Raw genomic sequence first — 20,260 nt, 5'->3', positions numbered from 1 at the left:
ATCCGACAACGCCAGGAAGCTCGATACCAATGAACACGCTGTTGCGACAACTCTTTACGGCCGCCGTGCTTACCGCAGCCCTGCTATCGGTTACAGCCAGCGCGCAGGAAAAAGCTCCCCGCGAAGGCATGACCTACGTTGGCATTCTGGCCACTGGCCTAAACCACCGGTCTGTCGGCCAGAACACCCTCGAAACAGCCTGGTCAACCACTGGCTCCATGGTGCTTGGCACGCATATTTCAGAGTATTTCCATGTGGAAATCCGGGCCGGTGCCGGCACCACCACCGCCGAAATCGACAATGAGCTGGAACTGGATATCGAATACTTCGCCAGTTGGTACATCGGCGGCCATTACCCGATCACCAACTACGCCAATGCCTATGGCCAGTTCGGTTTTTCCCACGTTCAGGGCGTTGCCACCCTCACCCCGCTAGGCAAGGCCCGGGAAGCCGATCCCGACGATGGTTCTCCCTACGCAGCAATCGCGGACGAATATCCGGACAGCTCCTTCAGCGTGAGCTGGTTGCTAGGCCTGGATTTCGAGATCATCGATAACGGTTTCATTGTCCTGGAAGGCGGCCGGCTATTTGAAGACACCGAAACCGGCGCGAACACCTTCCAGTTCTCAACCGGGTTCAAATACGAGTTCTGACCTGCCAGCACCGGTGAATTCGCGCGTTGCGCTGGAAATCCCGGTCCAGGGTGTCGCGAGTCACTTCTTCGATGGCAAATTCCTCTTCCAGGCTGTCATCCAGCTTAAAGCGCCGGAAGTTGGTCGAGAAAATCAGCAAGCCTTCTGAGGTCAGCCGCTGCATCGCCTGGCGTATCAACCTGCCATGATCTTTCTGGATATCCAGTACACCGGCCATACGGGCGGAATTTGAAAAGGTGGGCGGGTCCATGAAGATCAGGTCGAAACGCTGGTCGTTGGCTGGTTTTCCTGCCAGCCAAGCCAGGCAGTCCGCCTGCTCCACCAGATGGTGGGAAGCATCCACACCATTGAGCGCCAGATTCTCCTGCGCCCAGTTCACATAGGTCTTTGACATATCCAGGCTCAGTGAGCGGGTCGCGCCACCAACCGCTGCGTGAACGGTCGCCGCACCGGTATAACAGAACAGGTTCAGGAAGCGCTTGCCAGCCGCGTGTTTCTGAATCCAGTGACGAACCGGTCGATGGTCCAGAAAAACGCCGGTATCCAGATAATCCTTCAGGTTCACCTTCAGCACACAACCATGTTCGTGGACATTGAAGAATTCGCCACTGGCAGACTGCTTTTCATACTGGCTGGTGCCGGCCTGACGCTGGCGTTGCTTGCAGACCATGTCTTCCCGTTCGACGCCGATGGCGTCAGGAATTACCGCCAGAGCTTCCGCCAGACGCTCCCGCGCAGACCGCTCGTCTACCGACTTGGGAGCAGCGTACTCCTGGACGTGGACACGGCCCTCGTAGACATCAATGGCGAGCGCAAACTCAGGCATATCGGCATCATACAGGCGGTAACAACCAATACCCTGCTTGCGAGCCCACTGCCCTATGGTCTTCATATTTTTTTTCAGACGATTGCGCAGCATGGCCGCACGCTCTTCGTTGGCGATACGAGGCGTCACCTCTCCGGGAACATCCGGCTCCCGGGGTGTCATTGCACTGGCGTCGTCTACGTTGAACAGCAGCAACTGGGCCGGCAATTTGCCGTTGTACAGGCGATACTGCTTGTAGCTGCGCAGGCCTAAGGATTTGCCGTACTCGGGCGCACCGGTGAATACGCCAAACCTCCAGCCTGGCAGCGCCTCTTTAACAGCTTCGCCGAGGCTTCGATAAAGTCCTCCGAGTTCCTTACGTTCGCTCAGGCGCTCACCATAGGGAGGGTTGACCAATACCAGACCGTTTGCGGCCCACGCTTCTTCACGGCTGAACTGGTCAACTGCCCGCTGTTTGACGATCACGACGCCTTCAAGACCGGCACGTTGCACGTTGTTCCCTGCGGTTTGTATCACACCTCGATCCTGGTCAAAGCCCAGGAAGGCAGGGATGCGACCGTCAATGCCTTGCTTACCCACGTAGGCGCGCTTCTCGGCTTCCTGACGCAGTGATAACCATAATTCCGGTTGATGCCCCAGCCAACGCTCAAAACCGAAGCGCTCACGCTTACGGCCAGGCGCAAGATCCAGAGCCATCATCGCTGCCTCAATCACCAACGTGCCGGAGCCACACATGGGATCAATGAAATCACCGCCGTTTTTCGCCAATTCCGGCCAACCGCATCTTGTCAGCAGAGCCGCTGCCAGGTTCTCCTTCAATGGCGCAGCGCCCTTTTCCGTGCGGTAGCCACGCTTGTGGAGACTGTCGCCGCTCAGGTCAATGCCTACCGACAGTTTGCCGCGATTCAGGCGTGCCGACACGGTGACGTCCGGGTTCTTTGCGTCCACGGATGGCCGCTGACCACTGGCATTGCGCAGGCGATCCACGATGCCGTCCTTGACTCGCTGGGCACCATATTGCGTGTTTCGGATGGCTTCGTTCTGCCCCACAAAGTTGACGCGAAAACTGCCATTCATCGGAATATGCTGCTGCCATTCCAGATCCGTCACGCCACCCAACATCTGGTCACCGGAGGTGGCATCCACATCCGCCAGATGAAGGATGACGCGGTTCGCCAGCCTCGACCAAAGGCAGGCGCGATAGCCGCTCTCCAGGGTGCCGTTGGCCCAGACACCTGCCGGCGCATTCCGGACCGGATCCATGCCAAAGGTACGCAGTTCGTCCTCCAGCAAATACTCCAGGCCCTTGGGGCAGGTTACGAAAAAGTTAAGGTCTGACACGTTCGACTCCTGAGTCATTTCTACGATGGCTAAGGTCGTGGGATTAGCGCATTTTCCGAGGTTTTCACCGGCTTGTTATGTCACACAACTATAAGAGAAGCTTCATATAGATGAAATAAATAGTGTACAACGACGCAGAGTTAGTCTTACCTTGTAGGTGACGCGTCGTTCCGGGGAGCCAAGGGCTCTCTGTTAACAGGATCCTGACTGCTCTGGCCTTACCTGACAATAGTGGGTTACCCCGGAAGGGTTGCCCCAAGTCCCGGCCACGGCAGATGTGTACACACTTGTTCTGTTAATCCATCAGTGAGGAACGGCATGAAAAGACAGAAAAGAGATATGTACGCTCGTGCATTCAAACGGGGTTACCTGGCCGGCGTGTCCGGTAAAGCAAAAGACAGCTGCCCGTTGGAACAGCCGGAAGTTCGCCAGGAATGGCTCAACGGGTGGCGAGAAGGCCGCACGGATCAATGGGAGGGCATGACCGGCGTATCCGGCATCCACAAACTGGCAAACGTGACAGCGTAATGCTGACTGTCAGGACCCCAAATCTTTAATCTGATCTTTCAACGACACACAATTTGACGCAGTACCCAGAAAAACCCAAACGGGTCCTCCCGACCCGTACCATGCGATGAAACGCCACGGGGTTTATTCCCCGCACGGGCCCGCTAAGCGGGCCCACTTTATTTCTGGCCTCACCTCCTGGCACTGTTCTCACCACCGCATCATGTCAAACGCCGAATCGCGTCGACCGAGTCCCGGATCAGTGCTGGCCCACGGTAGATAAAACCGGTGTAAATCTGCACCAATTTTGCGCCGGCGCGGATTTTCTCAGCCGCACTGTCACCGTCAGTGATGCCGCCTACGCCGATAATCGGTAACGACTCTCCCAATTCCGCATACAGTGCCTGAATCACCCGCGTGGAAGACTCCCTTACCGGCGCCCCGCTGAGCCCCCCGACCTCTTCCGCATACCGGTGCCCCACGACGGCCTCGCGGCTGATGGTGGTATTGGTGGCTATGACACCGTCCAGCTCCGACTCTTTCAGGGCATTGGCTACAAAACGCACGCCGTCGTCGTCCATATCCGGGGCGATCTTCACCGCCAACGGCACATACCGCCCATACTCTTTCTCACAACGTGCCTGCTCATCCTTGATGGCGTGCATCAGGCCTTTGAGCGAGTCACCAAACTGAAGATCCCGCAGACCGGGCGTGTTGGGGGACGATACGTTTACTGTGATGTAGTCAGCCCGGGAATACACCGCCGCGATACCTTTGCGATAATCCGACTCGGATTCCTCGTTGGGTGTCGCCTTATTTTTGCCAACATTGATACCCAGTACGCCGGCGTACCGACGCTTGTCCACCTGATCCAGCAGGTGTTCAAGGCCATGGTTGTTGAACCCCATCCGGTTGATAATGGCGCTGTGCTCGGGGAGCCGGAACATTCTCGGCTTCGGGTTACCGGGCTGGGCCAGAGGCGTAACAGTACCCACCTCGATAAACCCAAACCCCAACGCACCCAGGGCATCCAGGTGATCAGCGTTCTTGTCGAGGCCCGCGGCCAGGCCTACCGGATTGGGAAATTCCAAGCCCATCACCTTGGTGGGCAGCAGGTCAGGCTGGCTAACGAGCGCGTGGAGCAGCCCAAGCTTTCCAGCCATATCGAGCCCCGACAATGTCAGATTATGAGCAGTCTCCGGTGGCAGCCGGAACAGCAGTTCGCGCATAATGCCATACATACAGAATCTCCCTGATCGAGAACGATGCGGAGTATACCGGAAGTTTTCCACAGCATCGCCCTACACCTAAAATATGACGGCTAAATGTCTGTAGCGTTAAGCTCTTGTGACCTTTTCCACGGAATCTGTGGATAACCCTGTTGAAAATCGCGGGGCAACGCGGCCGAACCCTTGATATTCGCGCCAGCCTACAGATTGTTCAATTTTTGATCAGTTTATTTATCCTTAAATATCAATATCTTAAATACAGTTTTCTGTAACAAAAGACGGATATGTCACAAGATGTTACGTAGCCCAACGATTCCGTCCATGTGCATAAAACATACAGTGATAGGTTCGTTATACTGACTACCGGACCCCTGGAGAATCTCGATGACGGACCAGCAGACCTTTTCCTCCCATGAACACAAGGGACTCCCCCAGGAGCGCAAGGCGGCATCGCGTGTAACCGTTATCGGAATGGTACTGGATGGCGCTCTGGGCCTCGTCAAAGTTATCGCCGGAATGCTGTTTCATTCACAAGCGCTACTGGTGGATGGTATTCATTCATTTACCGATGTGGCATCTGACCTGGTGGTGCTTGGTGTCATGCGGGTTTCCCGGCAGGCGCCGGACCAGGCCCACCCGTATGGCCATCAACGTATAGAAACCATGGGCACCATGGTGCTCGGCAGCATCCTCATTGCGGTTGGCGCAGCCCTGGCCTGGGACAACACCCTGAGACTGCTTGATGGCGGCACTGCAAACATTCCGGAATGGCCGGTGCTGGTCGCAGCCTTTCTATCCGTTGCCAGTAAGGAATGGATCTTTCGCTACACACGCCGGGTTGGCATAGCGATCCGCTCGGACCTGATCATCGCCAATGCCTGGCACAGTCGCACTGATGCCCTCTCCTCCGTGGTGGTGCTCTTTTCGACCATGGGCGCCATGCTGGGCTATCTGTGGCTGGACATTCTCGCGGCGGTGATTATCTCCGGGATCATTGTCCACATCGGATGGCGATTCACCTGGGACAGCGTGAAAGAGCTCGTTGACACAGGCCTGTCCCCGGAAGATACCGAAGCACTGAAACAAATCGCCAGTAAGACCGACGGCGTGCGCAACGTGCATGAACTTCGCAGCCGCCGAATGGGGCATGACATTCTGCTGGATGTGCACCTGGTTGTATCGCCGGAGATCAGCGTTTCTGAGGGGCATCAAATAGGAATGCAGGTGGTCAAAGCCATGCGTAATGCGCTGGACAATATTCTCGACATCAATTTCCACATCGATGCCGAAAACGACGAAAACCATCCCCAGACCTCCGAGCAGCTTCCCGCCCGTGCGGAAATCCGCGAGGCACTTCACCAACACATAGAAAACCTGCCGCCCAACAACCGGCTACGACTGCACTATCTCCGTAACCGGGTCCATATGGAACTGTTTATGGAGATTCCTCAGTCCGAGGCTCTTCCTGACGCCCGCCGGATCAGCGAGGATCTGGCCGGCTATCCGTGGTTTGGCAGCCTCAGAATCTGGCACGCTCATACTGAGAACTGACCGTTCGCTTAGCGGCGCCGCTTTTCCTCCATGCGCGACAGGAATTCCTGCATGATCAGGGTGTACAGCTCGCCTCCCAGAAACCGGTCTTCAACGCCTGCGTCAATGCTGGGGTTGTCGTTCACCTCAATGACAGCCACACGGTTACCAGACTGCTTGATATCCACACCATAGAGGCCATTGCCGATAAGGCGTGTGGCATTGAGCGCTGCCTGGATCACGTTCCGGGGCACCTCGTAGGTGGGCATGGTTTCGAAACCACCGCTGTCCACTTCCGCACCCCCGTGCTGGTAGATCTGCCAGTGCCCCTGCACCATGTAGTATTTACAGGCATAGATGGCTCGGCCGCCAAGCACACCAATACGCCAGTCATAGTCGGTGTAAAGGTATTCCTGAGCCAGTACCAGGGCCGACTGTTTGAACAACTCTTTCAGGCCCGCCCGCAGCGATTTTTCGTCTTCCGCCTTGGTCACTCCGCGCGAGAAAGCGCCGTCCGGGATCTTGATGACCGCGGGAAACCCAAGTTCGCGAATCACCTGTTCTGCACTGTCTTTCTGGTCTTTCGAAAGAATCAGGGTTTTTGGTGTCGGGATCTTGTTGTTCTTCAACAGATCCGCCAGATAGACTTTGTTGGTGCAACGCAGGATCGACACCGGATCGTCAATCACCACCATGCCCTCTGCCTCGGCCTTGCGGGCAAAACGATAAGTGTGATGATCGATGGCTGTGGTTTCGCGAATAAACAAGCCATCGTATTCCGGTAGCCGCATGTAATCGCGGCGGCCGATCTGCTCCACGTTGATGCCCAGCTTGCGGCCAGCTTTCTCAAATTTTTCCAGGGCCTCCTTGTCGCTGGGAGGCATTTCCTCGTCCTCGTTGACCAGCATCGCCAGATCAAACCGATAACGACGGCGGGTGCGGGGCTTGCGCCAGACCATGCTGCTGAAACGGTCAAACGCAGCCGCGAAGTCGTCCTGCTCCTTCCCTCTCAGATCCGCCGGACAACCTGGTTTCATGGAAGCAATCTGCCAGGTTTTCCCACGGCGGAACACCACCTCCAGGACCGGGCAAGGGAAACGGTCAAACAGCGCACGTGCAACCGGCTTCAAATCCCCATGTTCCGCCTGCCCGAAATAGGTACGGACACGCACTTCGCGCGTGGCGTGGTTATTGTCACCAGCGGGCTCAATCTCCGCCCCGGCTGCCTCAAGCCAATTGAGGACGCTGGCATCCAGTTCCTCCAGCTGCAGCGAAAACAGCCCCTTGCGGCTGAGGTCGTTGAGCGTCATCACAGACGGCACTACATGATGACCACGAGCCTCGGCCAGCAGTGAACAGTAATAGCCACGGCTGAGATAACGGGCGCTCTGGCACAGGTTGATCACCCGTACCCGGCTGGAGGTGGGCGCAGAAAACTGCAGATACTGATCAAAGGTCAGCACGTCTTCACTGGGGTAATACGGTGCCCAGTCCTTGGCACGGTCAACAACAATCAGCAATCGTGACATCAGTGGCATTCCTCCATGAAGGCAGTGCCGGAAACTCGGGGAGGACAGGCCGGTCGCGCATCGACTGTGCCTGTACAATCTCGCAACAATACGCCGGAACGCTTTAGCCTACAATTAGCACGGAATGCGTGCTTTTACGCATGATTGCATGCTATCGGCAATGTCGGCACTCACTCATAATAGCCGCCAGAGCTGAAGCCGGTTAAGCCGTCACATTTGCGTTATCCAGAGCCTTGAAATCATGACCTCAATTCAATTTCGTCACGCCATCGGCGACGACCTGGACGCATTGATCAAGCTTGAAAATCGCTGCTTCACCGAAGACCGCATCTCACGCAGAAGCTTCCGTCGTTTCCTGGATATGCCCAGGGATCGACTGATTGTCGCCGTAGATGGAGAAGCATTGGTGGGGTATTGTCTGGTGCTGATGAGCGCGGCTACCCGGCTGGCTCGCATCTATTCAATTGCAGTCGCGCCCTCTGAACGCGGCCGAAACATCGGTGAACAACTGGTTCGGGAAGCCGAAGCGGCGGCTGTCGACGCCGGCCGTATCGTGATGAGACTGGAGGTCCGGGAAGATAATGCCCCGGCAATACACCTCTATCAACGCCTGGGCTATCGCCAGTTCGGCACCTATCGGGACTACTACGACGACCACGGCACCGCCCTGCGCTTCGAACGTCGTATCCTGTTCTACGAACCTTCCCGGGAATTTCCGGCGGTGCCCTATTACCCCCAGACCACGGAATTCTCCTGCGGCCCGGCAGCCCTGATCATGGCCATGGCGACCCTGGATGAACAGCAGCCAATGACCACCCTGGAAGAACTGAAACTCTGGCGCGAAGCCACCACCATATTCATGCTGGCTGGCCATGGTGGTTGCGGCCCCCACGGCCTGGCACTGGCTGCCTGGCACCGCGGGTTCCACGCCAGCGCCTATATCAGTAAAGAGGGTGCGTTATTCAAGGATACGGTTCGCAACGACGACAAAAAGCGGGTTCTGGAGTTGGTGCACGAAGGCTTCCTGCACGACATCGGCCAGACTGGTATCGAACTCCATCACGACCCACTCACCCTGGATGGCATGCAGGCTGCCCTACACGATGGCCGTGTGCCGGTAATCCTGATCAGCACCTGGCAATTGAATCGCAGCCGCGTGCCCCATTGGGTGACAGTGTGTGCGATGGATGATCAGTTTGTTTACCTGCACGACCCCGAAATCGATACGGACGTCGGTGAAACCGTCGCAGACAAGCAATACCTGCCGATAGACCGCCGAGTGTTCGACCGTATGTCCCGATACGGCAAGAACCAACCATTGCAGGCAGCCGTCATTGTAGGACCAAGGCGTTAGCCAGTCCGCAAGGCCGCCTCTTTAAGCTCGGAAATATCATCGCGTAACCTGGCAGCCGTCTCGAAGTCCAGATCCGCGGCGGCCTTGTACATATCGTCCTCCAGGCGGGTGATCTCCTTGAGGACTTCTTCCGGTGAACGATTACCTGCCCTGGCACGGTACTTCTCCGCCTCCTCGGCCGCCTTCTCGCCCGGACGCTCGGCCTTACGGCGACCGCAACCACCACCACCAGCGCCTTCCATGATATCTGCAATCTTCTTGTTCAGCCCTTGGGGTGTGATGCCATGTTCTTCGTTATGGGCTGCCTGTTTAGCACGGCGACGTTCGGTTTCGTCGATCGCTCGCTGCATTGAACCCGTGATCCGGTCGCCATAGAGAATCGCCTTGCCATGCAGGTTTCGGGCGGCCCGGCCAATGGTTTGGATCAGAGAACGTTCGGAACGCAGAAAGCCTTCCTTATCAGCGTCGAGGATGGAAACCAACGACACTTCAGGCATATCGAGGCCTTCCCGCAGAAGGTTGATTCCCACCAGCACATCAAATTCACCACGGCGCAGGTCGCGGATAATTTCTACCCGCTCCACTGTGTCGATGTCAGAATGCAGATAGCGCACACGGATGTCGTGCTCCATCAGGAAGTCAGTCAAGTCTTCCGCCATGCGTTTGGTGAGCGTGGTAACCAACACCCGTTCGTTAACGTTGGTACGCAAGCGGATTTCCGAAAGCAGATCATCCACTTGGGTAGAGGCCGGGCGAACTTCGATTTCCGGGTCCAGCAGGCCGGTTGGTCGCACCACCTGTTCAACCACCTGCCCGGCGTGCTCAGCTTCATAGTTACCGGGGGTGGCCGAAACAAACAGCATCTGCGGTGCAATTCTCTCCCATTCATCAAAGCGCATAGGCCGGTTATCCAGGGCCGATGGCAGCCGGAAGCCGTATTCCACCAGGGTTTCCTTACGGGAACGGTCGCCCTTATACATGGCGCCAATTTGGGGAATGGTGACGTGGGATTCGTCCACCACCAGCATCGCATTGGCTGGCAGGTAATCAAACAGCGTTGGAGGTGCCTCACCTGGCTGGCGACCGGACAGGTACCGCGAGTAGTTTTCGATGCCGTTGCAGTAGCCCAGTTCCAGCATCATCTCGATGTCGTAACGGGTACGTTCTTCCAGACGCTGCGCTTCAACCAGGCGGTTATTGTCCCGCAATTGCTGCAAGCGCTCATCCAGTTCCACCTTAATGCGCTCAACGGCATCAAGCACCTTCTGCCTTGGCGTGACATAGTGTGATTTCGGATAAATGGTGACACGGGGGACACGCCGCAATACCTCACCCGTCAGGGGATCGAAGTAACTGAGGTTTTCCACCTCGTCATCAAACAATTCAATGCGGATGGCTTCTTTCTCGGATTCTGCAGGGAATACGTCAATTACGTCCCCCCGTACCCGATAGTTGGCCCGATGAAATTCAACGTCGTTACGGGTGTACTGCAACTCAGCCAGGCGCCGGAGGATGTGACGTTGGTCAACCTGATCGCCCCGATCCAGATGCAGCATCATTTTCAGGTAGGACTGGGGGTCACCCAGGCCGTAAATGGAGGATACGGTAGCTACGATGATGGCATCCGGCCGCTCCAGAAGGGCCTTGGTGGCAGACAGACGCATCTGTTCTATGTGCTCATTAATGGAGGCGTCTTTTTCGATGAAGGTATCAGAAGACGGCACATAGGCTTCCGGCTGGTAGTAGTCGTAATAGGAAACGAAATACTCCACCGCGTTGTCTGGGAAAAACTCACGAAACTCACCGTACAACTGCGCTGCCAGGGTTTTGTTGTGGGCCATTATGATGGTCGGCCGCTGCACCTGCTGGATGACGTTGGCAATGGTAAAGGTCTTGCCCGAGCCGGTCACACCCAGGAGCGTCTGATGTGCCAGGCCGGAGTGAATACCGTCCACCAGCCCATCAATGGCTTTGGGCTGATCCCCAGCTGGCTGAAACGGGGAATCCACCTTGAAGGCGCCGTCTTTCATGAGCGCGCCGGTTTCTGAAGTGGCCATAGTCTGGAGACATCCTTCATTCAATCAAAAGTGATCTGGGCAACGCATCGCACCACGAATATCAAAAGGTGCAATCTGCAGAGAAACTTATCGTCACGCGGGCTTCATGATACCATCTGAATCGTCAAAGGCGGCCTGAACATGGTGAAAACCACTACCCCCAAGCCGCCGGAGCCCTATCAGACGCAGCTTTAAGGAGCGCAAGTTTGGACCTTCAACTTTCCAGCCGAGTACAGGCAATCAAGCCCTCTCCCACCCTCGCAGTCACCAACAAGGCAGCGGAACTGCGCGCTGCTGGCCAGGATATCATCGGCCTCGGTGCTGGCGAGCCGGACTTCGATACCCCGGATCACATCAAACAGGCGGCCATCGAAGCCATCAACAACGGCCAGACCAAGTACACCGCCGTGGATGGTACGCCCGCTCTGAAAAAGGCGATCATTGCGAAGTTCAAACGAGACAACGGCCTGGAATACGAAGCCAACCAGATCCTGGTAAGCGGCGGTGGCAAGCAAAGCTTTTTCAACCTCGCGCTGGCCACGTTGAACAAGGGTGACGAAGCCATCATCCCGGCTCCCTACTGGGTATCTTATCCGGACATGGTGCTGGTGGCTGAAGGCAAGCCAGTGATCATCGAAACCGGCGCCGAAACCCGCTTCAAGATCACCCCGGAACAGCTCGAGAGTGCGATCACCGAGCGCACCCGCCTGTTCGTGATCAACAGCCCGTCCAACCCCAGTGGTATGGCTTACAGCCTGGACGAGCTGAAGGCGATTGGCGAGGTGCTGAAGAAGCACCCGCAGATCATGATTGCCACTGATGACATGTACGAGCCGATTCTGTGGACCGGCCAGCCGTTCTGCAACATCCTGAGCGCCACGCCGGAGCTGTATGATCGCACTTTTGTGCTCAACGGTGTATCCAAAGCCTACTCCATGACCGGCTGGCGCATCGGTTACGCTGCTGGGCCTGCAAAAATCATCGGCGCGATGAAGAAAATCCAGTCGCAAAGCACGTCCAACCCGGCGTCAATTTCCCAGGCGGCTGCGACCGCAGCTCTGGATGGCCCCCAGGGCTGCGTGCAGGAAATGGTCACTGCGTTCAAGGAACGTCACGATTACCTGGTGGAAGCCCTGAACGCCCTGCCCGGCGTAGAATGCCTGCATGGTGACGGCACGTTCTATGTGTTTCCGAGTTTCCAGGCGGCCATCGATGCCGATTCTGACGTCAGCAATGATGTGGAGTTTGCCGAGAAGCTGTTGAAGGAAGCCGGCGTGGCTCTGGTACCGGGCTCCGCTTTCGGTGCGCCGGGCCATATGCGCCTGAGCTTCGCCACCAGTCTGGATACGCTGAAGCAGGCCATTGAGCGTTTGCAGAAAGCGCTGGGGTAAAAATCCTGGCAAGGGGTTGACGAGGCGTTGGGGTAACCTTAATATACGCGCCTCGTCACACGACGACGTTCCCCGATAGCTCAGTTGGTAGAGCAACGGACTGTTAATCCGTTTGTCGCTGGTTCGAGCCCAGCTCGGGGAGCCACTATTCCGAAAAGCCGCTAGTCCTCTGGATTAGCGGCTTTTTTCGTTTCGGATCTTAGTCCCAACCTAGCCTTCTAATGAGGTGCCCTACGGCGGGGTAGGACTTCTTTCCCAAAAATGTGCGGAGCCATGGATGACGGAGCCCAAGCGCACATGGATGTGCTCGTAGCGGTTTTCGAGAGGGAGGCCCCACCGTACCGAAGCACCACACCATCAGACTAGAACAGAATCAGACCAAGAACCAAAGTTAAAGGCCAACCACCTCAGAGTGAATTGCCTCCAACGCAGCCAGAGGATCAGCGGCCTGCGTAATCGGGCGACCGATGACCAGGTAGTCGGAACCGGCTTTGAGGGCATCTGTAGGCGTCATGATGCGTTGCTGGTCGCCCTTGTCGGCAGACAGCGGACGAATGCCTGGGGTGACCAGTTTGAAATCCTTGCCTTGCTCCGCTTTCAGCGCAGGCGCTTCCTGAGCGGAGCAGACGACGCCGTCCAGGCCGCAGTTGCGGGTCAGGGTTGCCAGGCGGGATACCTGGGCTTCCGGGGAATCCGTGATGCCAATACCGGCAAGATCCTCCGGCCCCATGCTGGTTAGCACAGTGACAGCAATCAGCAGTGGCCGATCCTTGCCAAAACTGTCCAGACGGTCTCGACAGGCGGTCATCATTTTCCCGCCGCCGGAGGCATGTACGTTCACCATCCAGACACCCAGGTCTGCGGCGGCCGCTACGGCTGCAGACGTTGTGTTCGGGATGTCATGAAACTTCAAATCCAGGAAGACATCGAAGCCGCGGCTCTGCAAGTCACGAACCAGAGTCGGCCCTGAACGGGTAAATAATTCCTTGCCGACTTTAAGGCGACATTTCGTGGGGTCCAGCTGATCAACCAGAGCCAATGCAGGCTGGTCAGAGGGGAAATCCAGGGCAACGATGATTTGGGGATTATCGGGGGTTTGCACGGTCAGGTTCCTGCAGAATGTCGTATTTTCGGGTTACTCAGCTTCCACGCCCTGGATTGGGCGAACGGTTTCCCACTGCTTACAGCTGGGGCACAGCCAATGCAATTGCTGACCGGAAAAACCGCAGTTTACACATCGGTATACCGGACGATTGGCGAGTATCAGGTGGCCGATGCGGCTGACCAGGCGGCCCTCGTCCGTCGTCATGCCTTTTTCATAGCCCGCCAGTTCCACCAGGCGAAGCAGACCGCGGACGCTGGGGCGAACCTCCAGCTCCCGGCGCAGTAATTCGATTGCGGCCATACGGCCAGACGTGCGCTCTACGGCTTCAACCAGCGCCAGCAGCAAGCTCGTACTCGGCCAGGCTTCGTAGAACTTGCCAAGCTTTTTAACCAGACGCCCAACGTCGCCATGCTCGCGTTCAAGCTTCATCAGCCGGTCCACCGCCTCAGAGCCGAACTCAGGATTTTGATCGAAGACTTTCAGGCTTTGGCTGGCCGCGTCCCGGTAGCTGCCCTGGCGAATGAGCAGCTTCATCATGATAAACGTGGCCCGGACACAGGAACGATCGTACTCCAGTGCTTCCTTGGACAGCTTTTGCGCCATCCAGCGGTCGTCGTGCTTGAGGGCATCCTCAGCCTGCTCGCAGGTTATATAGGCCAGCATTTTGTACATGCGGGCATCGTGGTCGCCCGTCGTCAAGGTTCGGGCGACCTGCCCCGCCTTACCCCACTCTTTTTCCTGCTGATACAGCTCAATCAGTTGCAATGAAGACTTGCGGCCGTACTCCCTGTCACCCATCAGTTGATGAAGTAACGCTTCAGCTCGGTCCAGAAGACCCGCATTCAGGTAGTCAATGGCCAGCTCGTAGGTAACTTGTTGAGAGTAGCGCGGCGGCAGTTCCGGACGGGCGAGGAGGTTCTGATGAATCAGGATGGCACGGTCGGTTTCGCCCTTGTGGCGAAAATGAGCGCCGATAGAGAGGTGTAGACCTACCGTGTCCCTGTTCACAGCCAGGGACTGAACGAAGTTCTCAACTGCCTGATCAGAATAGTTGGTGAACAGGAACTGAAGACGATCCTTGACGGACTCCTCATCGGAGATGGGCGTCTTGGAGCGCTCCCTGGTGCTGCCCATCCGCCCCACAAACCAGCCAGCGGCCACCGCAACTGTTAACAGCAGCCATTGAAGCACTATATCCATTAAAGCGTCCGGTCGTTCTGGGCCCTGGATTTCTCCAATGCCTGCTCGGTACGAGCAAGTCGTTTTTCGAGGTTACGACGGGAAACCGATGTGCGAACGGTTGCAAGCATGGTAATCAGAACTCCGATCAAAGCGCCGATCACAAAAGACAGAATAATCCAGACGGCAACACCGTGAGGCTGAGTCTCAAAGAGCAGGAAATTGAGGGAGACTGCCATCTGATTATTCAGGGAGAAAACAAGTGCTACCAGAACCAGAAACAATACCAGCAGAATGAGAAGGACCTTCTGAAATCCGGCCATAGTCGCAATGCTCCACACGGACCTGGTTGTTTATCTCAGGACCTGGTTAACGTCTTTCCCCAAGAGGGTAATCAGAAGCCCTTTTTAAGGCTATCGTTTACCTGCTCACGCAACTCCTTGCCTGGCTTGAAGTGCGGAACAAATTTGGCTGGTAATTGCACAGCTTCGCCAGTTTTCGGGTTTCGCCCGGTTCTGGCGGCGCGATGGTGTAATGAAAAACTACCAAAACCCCGGATCTCGATTCGCTGGCCATCCGCCAGTGATTGGGACATGTGTTCAATAATCGTTTTCACAGCCAGTTCCACATCTTTCACTGAAAGCTGCGTCTGCTTGGACGCAATCAGCTCTACCAGTTCAGATTTCGTCATTGGGCTCATCCCTCTTCACATTATTATCGGATAGCCGGTTACCAGCTCCTTGCTCCTAGTTTAGCCAAACCAGAAAAAAACACAAAAAAAACGGGCTCTTAGAGCCCGTTTTTTTCATACCAACCGGAAATGTTATTCCTTGTTGGCGTTTTGCTGCTGCATCTGCTCCTTGATGAGATCACCGATGGTGGTCGCACCAGAGGAAGATTCAGCCGTTTTGGCGCGAACACCTTCCAGCGCCTGCTTGTCGTCTTCAACGTCCTTGGACTTCACAGACAGGTTGATGACGCGGTTCTTGCGGTCGATGCTGATGATCTTCGCTTCGACTTCGTCGCCTTCGTTCAGTGCGTTGCGTGCGTCTTCAACACGATCACGGCTGATTTCAGAGGCTTTCAGAACAGCTTCGACTTCGTCGTTCAGGGTGATGGTGGCGGCTTTTGCGTCAACCGCAGAAACCGTGCCCTTCACGATGGAACCCTTGTCGTTCAGCTGAACAAACTCGGCGAACGGATCGCTTTCCAGCTGTTTGATACCCAGGGAGATGCGCTCACGCTCGGGATCAACAGACAGGATAACGGTTTCAACTTCGTCGCCTTTCTTGTATTCACGGACGGCTTCTTCGCCTGTCTCGTTCCAGCTGATGTCTGACAGGTGAACCAGACCATCGATACCACCGTCCAGGCCGATGAAGATACCGAAGTCAGTGATTGACTTGATCTTGCCGGAGATACGGTCGCCTTTGTTGAACTTGCTGGAGAAATCTTCCCACGGGTTAGCAACACACTGCTTGATACCCAGGGAAATACGACGACGCTCTTCGTCGATATCCAGAATCATCACGCCCACTTCGTCGCCAACCTGAACGACTTTGGACGGATGGATGTTCTTGTTGGTCCAGTCCATTTCGGACACGTGAACCAGACCTTCAACGCCTTCTTCCAGCTCAGCGAAGCAGCCGTAATCGGTCAGGTTGGTTACACGCGCAGTAACCTTGGTGCCTTCCGGATAACGACCCTTGATATCTACCCAGGGATCTTCGCCCAGCTGCTTCAGACCCAGTGATACGCGATTGCGCTCACGGTCAAACTTCAGAACCTTGACGTTGATCTCGTCGCCGACATTGACGATTTCGCTCGGATGCTTGATGCGCTTCCAGGCCATATCGGTAATGTGCAGCAGGCCGTCAACACCGCCCAGATCTACGAACGCGCCGTAGTCGGTCAGGTTCTTGACGATACCCTTGATTTCCAGACCTTCGGTCAGGGTTTCGAGCAGAGCTTCACGCTCGGCACTGTTTTCAGCTTCCAGAACGGCGCGGCGAGAAACAACCACGTTGTTACGCTTCTGGTCGAGCTTGATAACCTTGAATTCGAGTTCCTTGTTCTCCAGGTGCGCGGTATCGCGAACCGGACGAACATCTACCAGAGAACCAGGCAGGAAGGCGCGGATACCAGCCAGATCGACGGTGAAACCACCCTTGACTTTACCGTTAATAATACCCTTAACAACCTCTTCCGCTTCGAAGGACTTCTCAAGTACCTTCCAGGCTTCGGCACGCTTGGCTTTCTCACGGGACAGACGGGTTTCACCGAAGCCGTCTTCAACAGCATCGAGAGCTACGTCAACAACGTCGCCGATAGCAACTTCCAACTCGCCTTTTTCGTTGAGGAACTGGGAGGCGGGGATAACGCCTTCGGACTTCAGTCCGGCGTTAACAGTGACCCAGTCGCTATCAACATCAACTACGGTTCCCTGAACGATGGAACCTGGTTGCATGTCAATTTCTTTTAGGCTTTCTTCAAAAAGATCCGCAAAGCTCTCGCTCATTATGTGTCCTATGTGATCAACGCAAGTTTACTCCGTGCTACCAGCAACACGGTCTGTTAGTTTCAATCCGAATCCAGCCAGTGGCTGGCCGATAACGCCGAATCCGGAATTTCAACAACAAAAAGGTGTCGTCAGGCCTGGCCTGCTGCGGCCATAACCCTGACTAGCACCTCTTCTATACTCAACCCCGTCGAATCAATGACTTGCGCATCGACTGCAGGTTTGAGCGGGGCGGCGGCGCGGTTCATATCCCGCTCATCGCGCACCCGTATCTCCTCTAAAAGGGCGTCAATGTTAACATCGACCCCTGCGTCCTTCAACTGGCTGTAGCGTCTTTGCGCACGCTCTTCGGCACTGGCTGTCAGGAAGATCTTCACCGGCGCGTCCGGAAACACCACCGTTCCCATGTCACGTCCGTCCGCAACCAGCCCGGGAGCCTTCTGGAAGTCGCGCTGACGCTGCAACAGCGCGTCGCGTACTGGCTGCATGACAGCTACCTTCGAGGCATTGTCGCCACAGGTTTCTGTACGTATATCTGCGGTGACGTCGACACCAGCCATCAGCACCTTTGCCGGCTCACCTGGCGGAGTTGGCTCAAACGCCACATCGAGGCTGGCGGCAACTTGTACCAGTGACGGTTCGTCGTCCAGGCGCACGCCTTGTCGCTCCGCAGCCAGCGCGGTTAAGCGATAAAGCGCACCACTGTCCAGCAGGTGCCATCCGAGCCGGCGGGCAAGCATCTGGGTAATGGTGCCTTTACCGGAACCGCCCGGGCCGTCCACGGTAATAACCGGAGCCTTGCTTTCAGCCATCATTCAGCCCCTTCGGCGGCAATATTGATGCCGGTCTGCTTCGCCAGCTCCACAAAGCCCGGGAAGGAAGTAGACACATTGGCACAATCGGTTACCTCAATATTCCCTTCAGCCCGCAGAGAGGCGACAGAGAACGCCATGGCAATGCGGTGGTCTCCGTGGCTATTCACGGTTCCAGCGGTCATCGTTTGGCCACCGTCAATGATAATACCGTCTGGAGTTACGGTGGTTTCCACTCCGAGCGCGGTCAGGCCATCCGCCATCACCTGGATGCGATCGCTTTCCTTGACGCGAAGCTCCTCAGCGCCGCGCAGAACCGTCCTACCCTCGGCGCACACGGCCGCGATAAACAGTACGGGAAATTCGTCGATTGCCAGGGGCACCTGGTCTTCAGGGATGTCGATACCCTTGAGTTCGGCGGAGCGAACACGCAGATCCGCCACCGGTTCGCCACCAATAACCCGCTCTTCCAACACTTCGATATTGGCACCCATCATTCGCAGGATATTAATCACACCAACTCGCGTCGGGTTCATACCAACGTGGCGGATAGTAAGATCAGAATCCGGCGCGATACTCGCCGCGACCAGGAAAAATGCGGACGAGGAAATATCCGCTGGCACATCGATGGCCGTAGCGGTCAGTCGCCCGCCACCGGTCACACTGGCCGTCGCAGTGTCGCGATGGACGTGATAACCAAAGCCTTCCAGCATGCGCTCAGTGTGATCCCGGGTGGGTGCTGGCTCAGTAACGGACGTTACGCCTTCGGCATAAAGACCAGCGAGCAACAGACAGGATTTAACCTGGGCACTGGCCACCGGCATTTCATAATGAATGCCGGTTAGCGCGTGCCCACCCCGGATTTTCAAAGGCGGTCGCCCGCCTTCGGCAGTGTCAATCACCGCACCCATTGCTCGCAGCGGATCCGCCACACGCCCCATAGGACGCTTGGACAGGCTTTCGTCGCCGGTGAGCTCGGAGTCAAACGGCTGCGCTGCCAACAAGCCCGAGAACAGGCGCATGGCGGTACCGGAATTGCCCAGATACAGAGGGCCCCGCGGCGCCTGGAGACCATTAATACCAACGCCGTGGATACGGACAAACCCCGCGTCCGGCCCTTCAATGGTCACCCCCATGTCGCGGAACGCCTGCAGGGTTGCCAGGCTATCCTCCCCTTCAAGGAAGCCTTTCACTTCCGTGGTGCCGTCGGCAAGAGCACCCAGCATGATGGATCGGTGGGAAATGGATTTATCGCCCGGCACGCGTATCTCGCCGGAAATCCGGCCGCCGGGTTGAAGACGGAACGTTACCTGTTTCTGACTGTTGTTTGTCACGTAAGCCTGTCCTGAAAGCATCTTTGAAAAATGTTCCCGCGCCGCCTTGGCGCGACTGAAAACCCGCAGCAGGGTTGCACTGTCCTGATCGGCGATGGCGGTACGAAGCTGGTCCAGATCGTGGGTAAAATGATCAATGACCCGCAGCACCGCATCCCGATTGGAAAGAAAAATGTCATGCCACATCACCGGGTCGCTCGCGGCGATGCGGGTGAAGTCCCGGAAGCCGCCTGCTGCGTAGCGGAAAATATCCAGATTTTCATCCTCGCCTGCCAGGGTATCCACCAGTGAGAAGGCGATAAGATGTGGAAGATGACTGGTGGCCGCCAGCACCTCATCGTGATAGGCCACTGACATGGTCAGCACCGTCGCACCACAGCCTTCCCACAATGCCCTGAGCTTCTCCAGGTCGGGCTGACCAACGTTCTCCGCTGGCGTAAGTATTACCTTGTGATTGGTAAACAGTTCAGGGTTGGCCGCGCGGATGCCGCTTTTTTCCGAACCGGCGATGGGGTGGCCAGGTATCACTTTCGCGGGCAACTCGCCAAACACCTCACGCACATCGTTGACGAAGCTGGTCTTAGTGCTACCGACGTCGGTCAACACTGTGTTTTCGCCAAGATGCGGCCTGATTTCCGCCAGCACTGCCCGCGTTGCCTTGACAGGCACCGCCAACACCACGAGATCACTGCCAGCCACCGCCTCAGCAACCGACCCGGCCGCTTCATCAATAATGCCCAACTCCGTGCCAAGCGCCAATTCGTCCGCGCGCCTGTCAGCGCCCACAACGGTAACAGCGAGTCCATTATCACGGATCGCCCTGGCCAGAGAACCACCGATCAGGCCAAGGCCAATGACGGCAACACGCTGGAACAGAGGCTGAACGTCGGGCACG

Annotated in this window: 16 protein-coding genes and 1 tRNA gene; 6 read left to right on the top strand and 11 right to left on the bottom strand. The window is 56.5% G+C overall.

All coding sequences use genetic code 11. The annotated features are described in order from the left end of the window. Positions 1-29: 29 nt before the first annotated feature. Complete coding sequence (locus AC0B60_RS16395) at positions 30-653, top strand: outer membrane beta-barrel protein (protein WP_465086987.1); 624 nt, start codon at positions 30-32, stop codon at positions 651-653. On the opposite strand, the gene rlmKL is transcribed toward AC0B60_RS16395, so the two are convergent. Continuing rightward, complete coding sequence (gene rlmKL, locus AC0B60_RS16390) at positions 637-2,838, bottom strand: bifunctional 23S rRNA (guanine(2069)-N(7))-methyltransferase RlmK/23S rRNA (guanine(2445)-N(2))-methyltransferase RlmL (RefSeq protein WP_465086986.1); 2,202 nt, start codon at positions 2,836-2,838, stop codon at positions 637-639. The two genes, AC0B60_RS16395 and rlmKL, sit on opposite strands and share 17 nt — an antisense overlap. Positions 2,839-3,138: 300 nt before the next feature. Here rlmKL and rmf point away from each other — a divergent pair, with 300 nt between their 5' ends. Continuing rightward, complete coding sequence (gene rmf, locus AC0B60_RS16385; protein ID WP_027831734.1) at positions 3,139-3,348, top strand: ribosome modulation factor; 210 nt, start codon at positions 3,139-3,141, stop codon at positions 3,346-3,348. A gap of 200 nt (positions 3,349-3,548) precedes the next feature. Here rmf and AC0B60_RS16380 read toward each other — a convergent pair whose 3' ends face one another. Further along, a complete protein-coding gene (locus tag AC0B60_RS16380; protein ID WP_465086984.1) occupies positions 3,549-4,568 on the bottom strand; it encodes a quinone-dependent dihydroorotate dehydrogenase in 1,020 nt (339 codons plus the stop codon). Between the two features lie 372 nt (positions 4,569-4,940). Here AC0B60_RS16380 and AC0B60_RS16375 point away from each other — a divergent pair, with 372 nt between their 5' ends. Continuing rightward, entirely contained in the window at positions 4,941-6,107 is a 1,167-nt protein-coding gene (locus AC0B60_RS16375) for a cation diffusion facilitator family transporter (protein WP_465086982.1), read from the top strand. 8 nt (positions 6,108-6,115) lie between these two features. On the opposite strand, the gene AC0B60_RS16370 is transcribed toward AC0B60_RS16375, so the two are convergent. Continuing rightward, positions 6,116-7,615: a RimK family protein gene (locus AC0B60_RS16370; protein ID WP_465086981.1), complete on the bottom strand. Its 1,500-nt coding sequence runs from the start codon at positions 7,613-7,615 to the stop codon at positions 6,116-6,118. A gap of 241 nt (positions 7,616-7,856) precedes the next feature. Here AC0B60_RS16370 and AC0B60_RS16365 point away from each other — a divergent pair, with 241 nt between their 5' ends. Next, positions 7,857-8,969 carry a GNAT family N-acetyltransferase/peptidase C39 family protein gene (locus AC0B60_RS16365; protein WP_465086980.1) on the top strand — a complete coding sequence of 371 codons (1,113 nt, stop codon included), beginning with the start codon at positions 7,857-7,859 and terminating at the stop codon, positions 8,967-8,969. Here the strand turns inward: AC0B60_RS16365 and uvrB are convergent. Next, complete coding sequence (gene uvrB / locus AC0B60_RS16360) at positions 8,966-10,999, bottom strand: excinuclease ABC subunit UvrB (RefSeq protein WP_465087070.1); 2,034 nt, start codon at positions 10,997-10,999, stop codon at positions 8,966-8,968. The two genes, AC0B60_RS16365 and uvrB, sit on opposite strands and share 4 nt — an antisense overlap. Positions 11,000-11,232: 233 nt before the next feature. On the opposite strand from uvrB, the gene AC0B60_RS16355 reads away from it, so the two are divergent. Beyond that, positions 11,233-12,417 (top strand): pyridoxal phosphate-dependent aminotransferase, encoded by a 1,185-nt coding sequence (locus AC0B60_RS16355; RefSeq protein ID WP_465086979.1) that lies wholly within the window; start codon positions 11,233-11,235, stop codon positions 12,415-12,417. A 69-nt stretch (positions 12,418-12,486) separates the two neighbouring features. Beyond that, positions 12,487-12,562 (top strand) — tRNA-Asn (locus AC0B60_RS16350). Between the two features lie 246 nt (positions 12,563-12,808). Here AC0B60_RS16350 and pyrF read toward each other — a convergent pair. From pyrF to AC0B60_RS16315, 7 genes are all read right to left on the bottom strand, one after another. Continuing rightward, complete coding sequence (pyrF, locus tag AC0B60_RS16345) at positions 12,809-13,519, bottom strand: orotidine-5'-phosphate decarboxylase (RefSeq protein ID WP_465086977.1); 711 nt, start codon at positions 13,517-13,519, stop codon at positions 12,809-12,811. Between the two features lie 33 nt (positions 13,520-13,552). Beyond that, positions 13,553-14,722 (bottom strand): lipopolysaccharide assembly protein LapB, encoded by a 1,170-nt coding sequence (lapB, locus tag AC0B60_RS16340; protein ID WP_465086975.1) that lies wholly within the window; start codon positions 14,720-14,722, stop codon positions 13,553-13,555. Beyond that, the gene (locus tag AC0B60_RS16335; RefSeq protein WP_007154690.1) at positions 14,722-15,024 is read right to left on the bottom strand and encodes a LapA family protein; all 303 of its coding nucleotides are present in this window, start codon (positions 15,022-15,024) and stop codon (positions 14,722-14,724) included. Before AC0B60_RS16335 ends, lapB begins: the two co-directional genes overlap by 1 nt. A gap of 71 nt (positions 15,025-15,095) precedes the next feature. Continuing rightward, a complete protein-coding gene (locus tag AC0B60_RS16330; RefSeq protein WP_007154691.1) occupies positions 15,096-15,392 on the bottom strand; it encodes an integration host factor subunit beta in 297 nt (98 codons plus the stop codon). Positions 15,393-15,524: 132 nt separating this feature from the next. Beyond that, entirely contained in the window at positions 15,525-17,219 is a 1,695-nt protein-coding gene (gene rpsA / locus AC0B60_RS16325) for a 30S ribosomal protein S1 (RefSeq protein ID WP_465086974.1), read from the bottom strand. A 131-nt stretch (positions 17,220-17,350) separates the two neighbouring features. Beyond that, positions 17,351-18,031, bottom strand: a complete 681-nt coding sequence (gene cmk / locus AC0B60_RS16320) for a (d)CMP kinase (RefSeq protein WP_465086973.1) — start codon at positions 18,029-18,031, stop codon at positions 17,351-17,353. Continuing rightward, positions 18,031-20,259, bottom strand: coding sequence for a bifunctional prephenate dehydrogenase/3-phosphoshikimate 1-carboxyvinyltransferase (locus AC0B60_RS16315; protein WP_465086970.1), 2,229 nt, complete (start codon positions 20,257-20,259; stop codon positions 18,031-18,033). Before AC0B60_RS16315 ends, cmk begins: the two co-directional genes overlap by 1 nt. Position 20,260: the final 1 nt, after the last annotated feature.

This window comes from Marinobacter sp. V34, assembly GCF_055524115.1.
The sequence above is the reverse complement of the archived record's forward strand: the minus strand, read 5'-3'. Positions and strand labels throughout refer to the sequence as shown.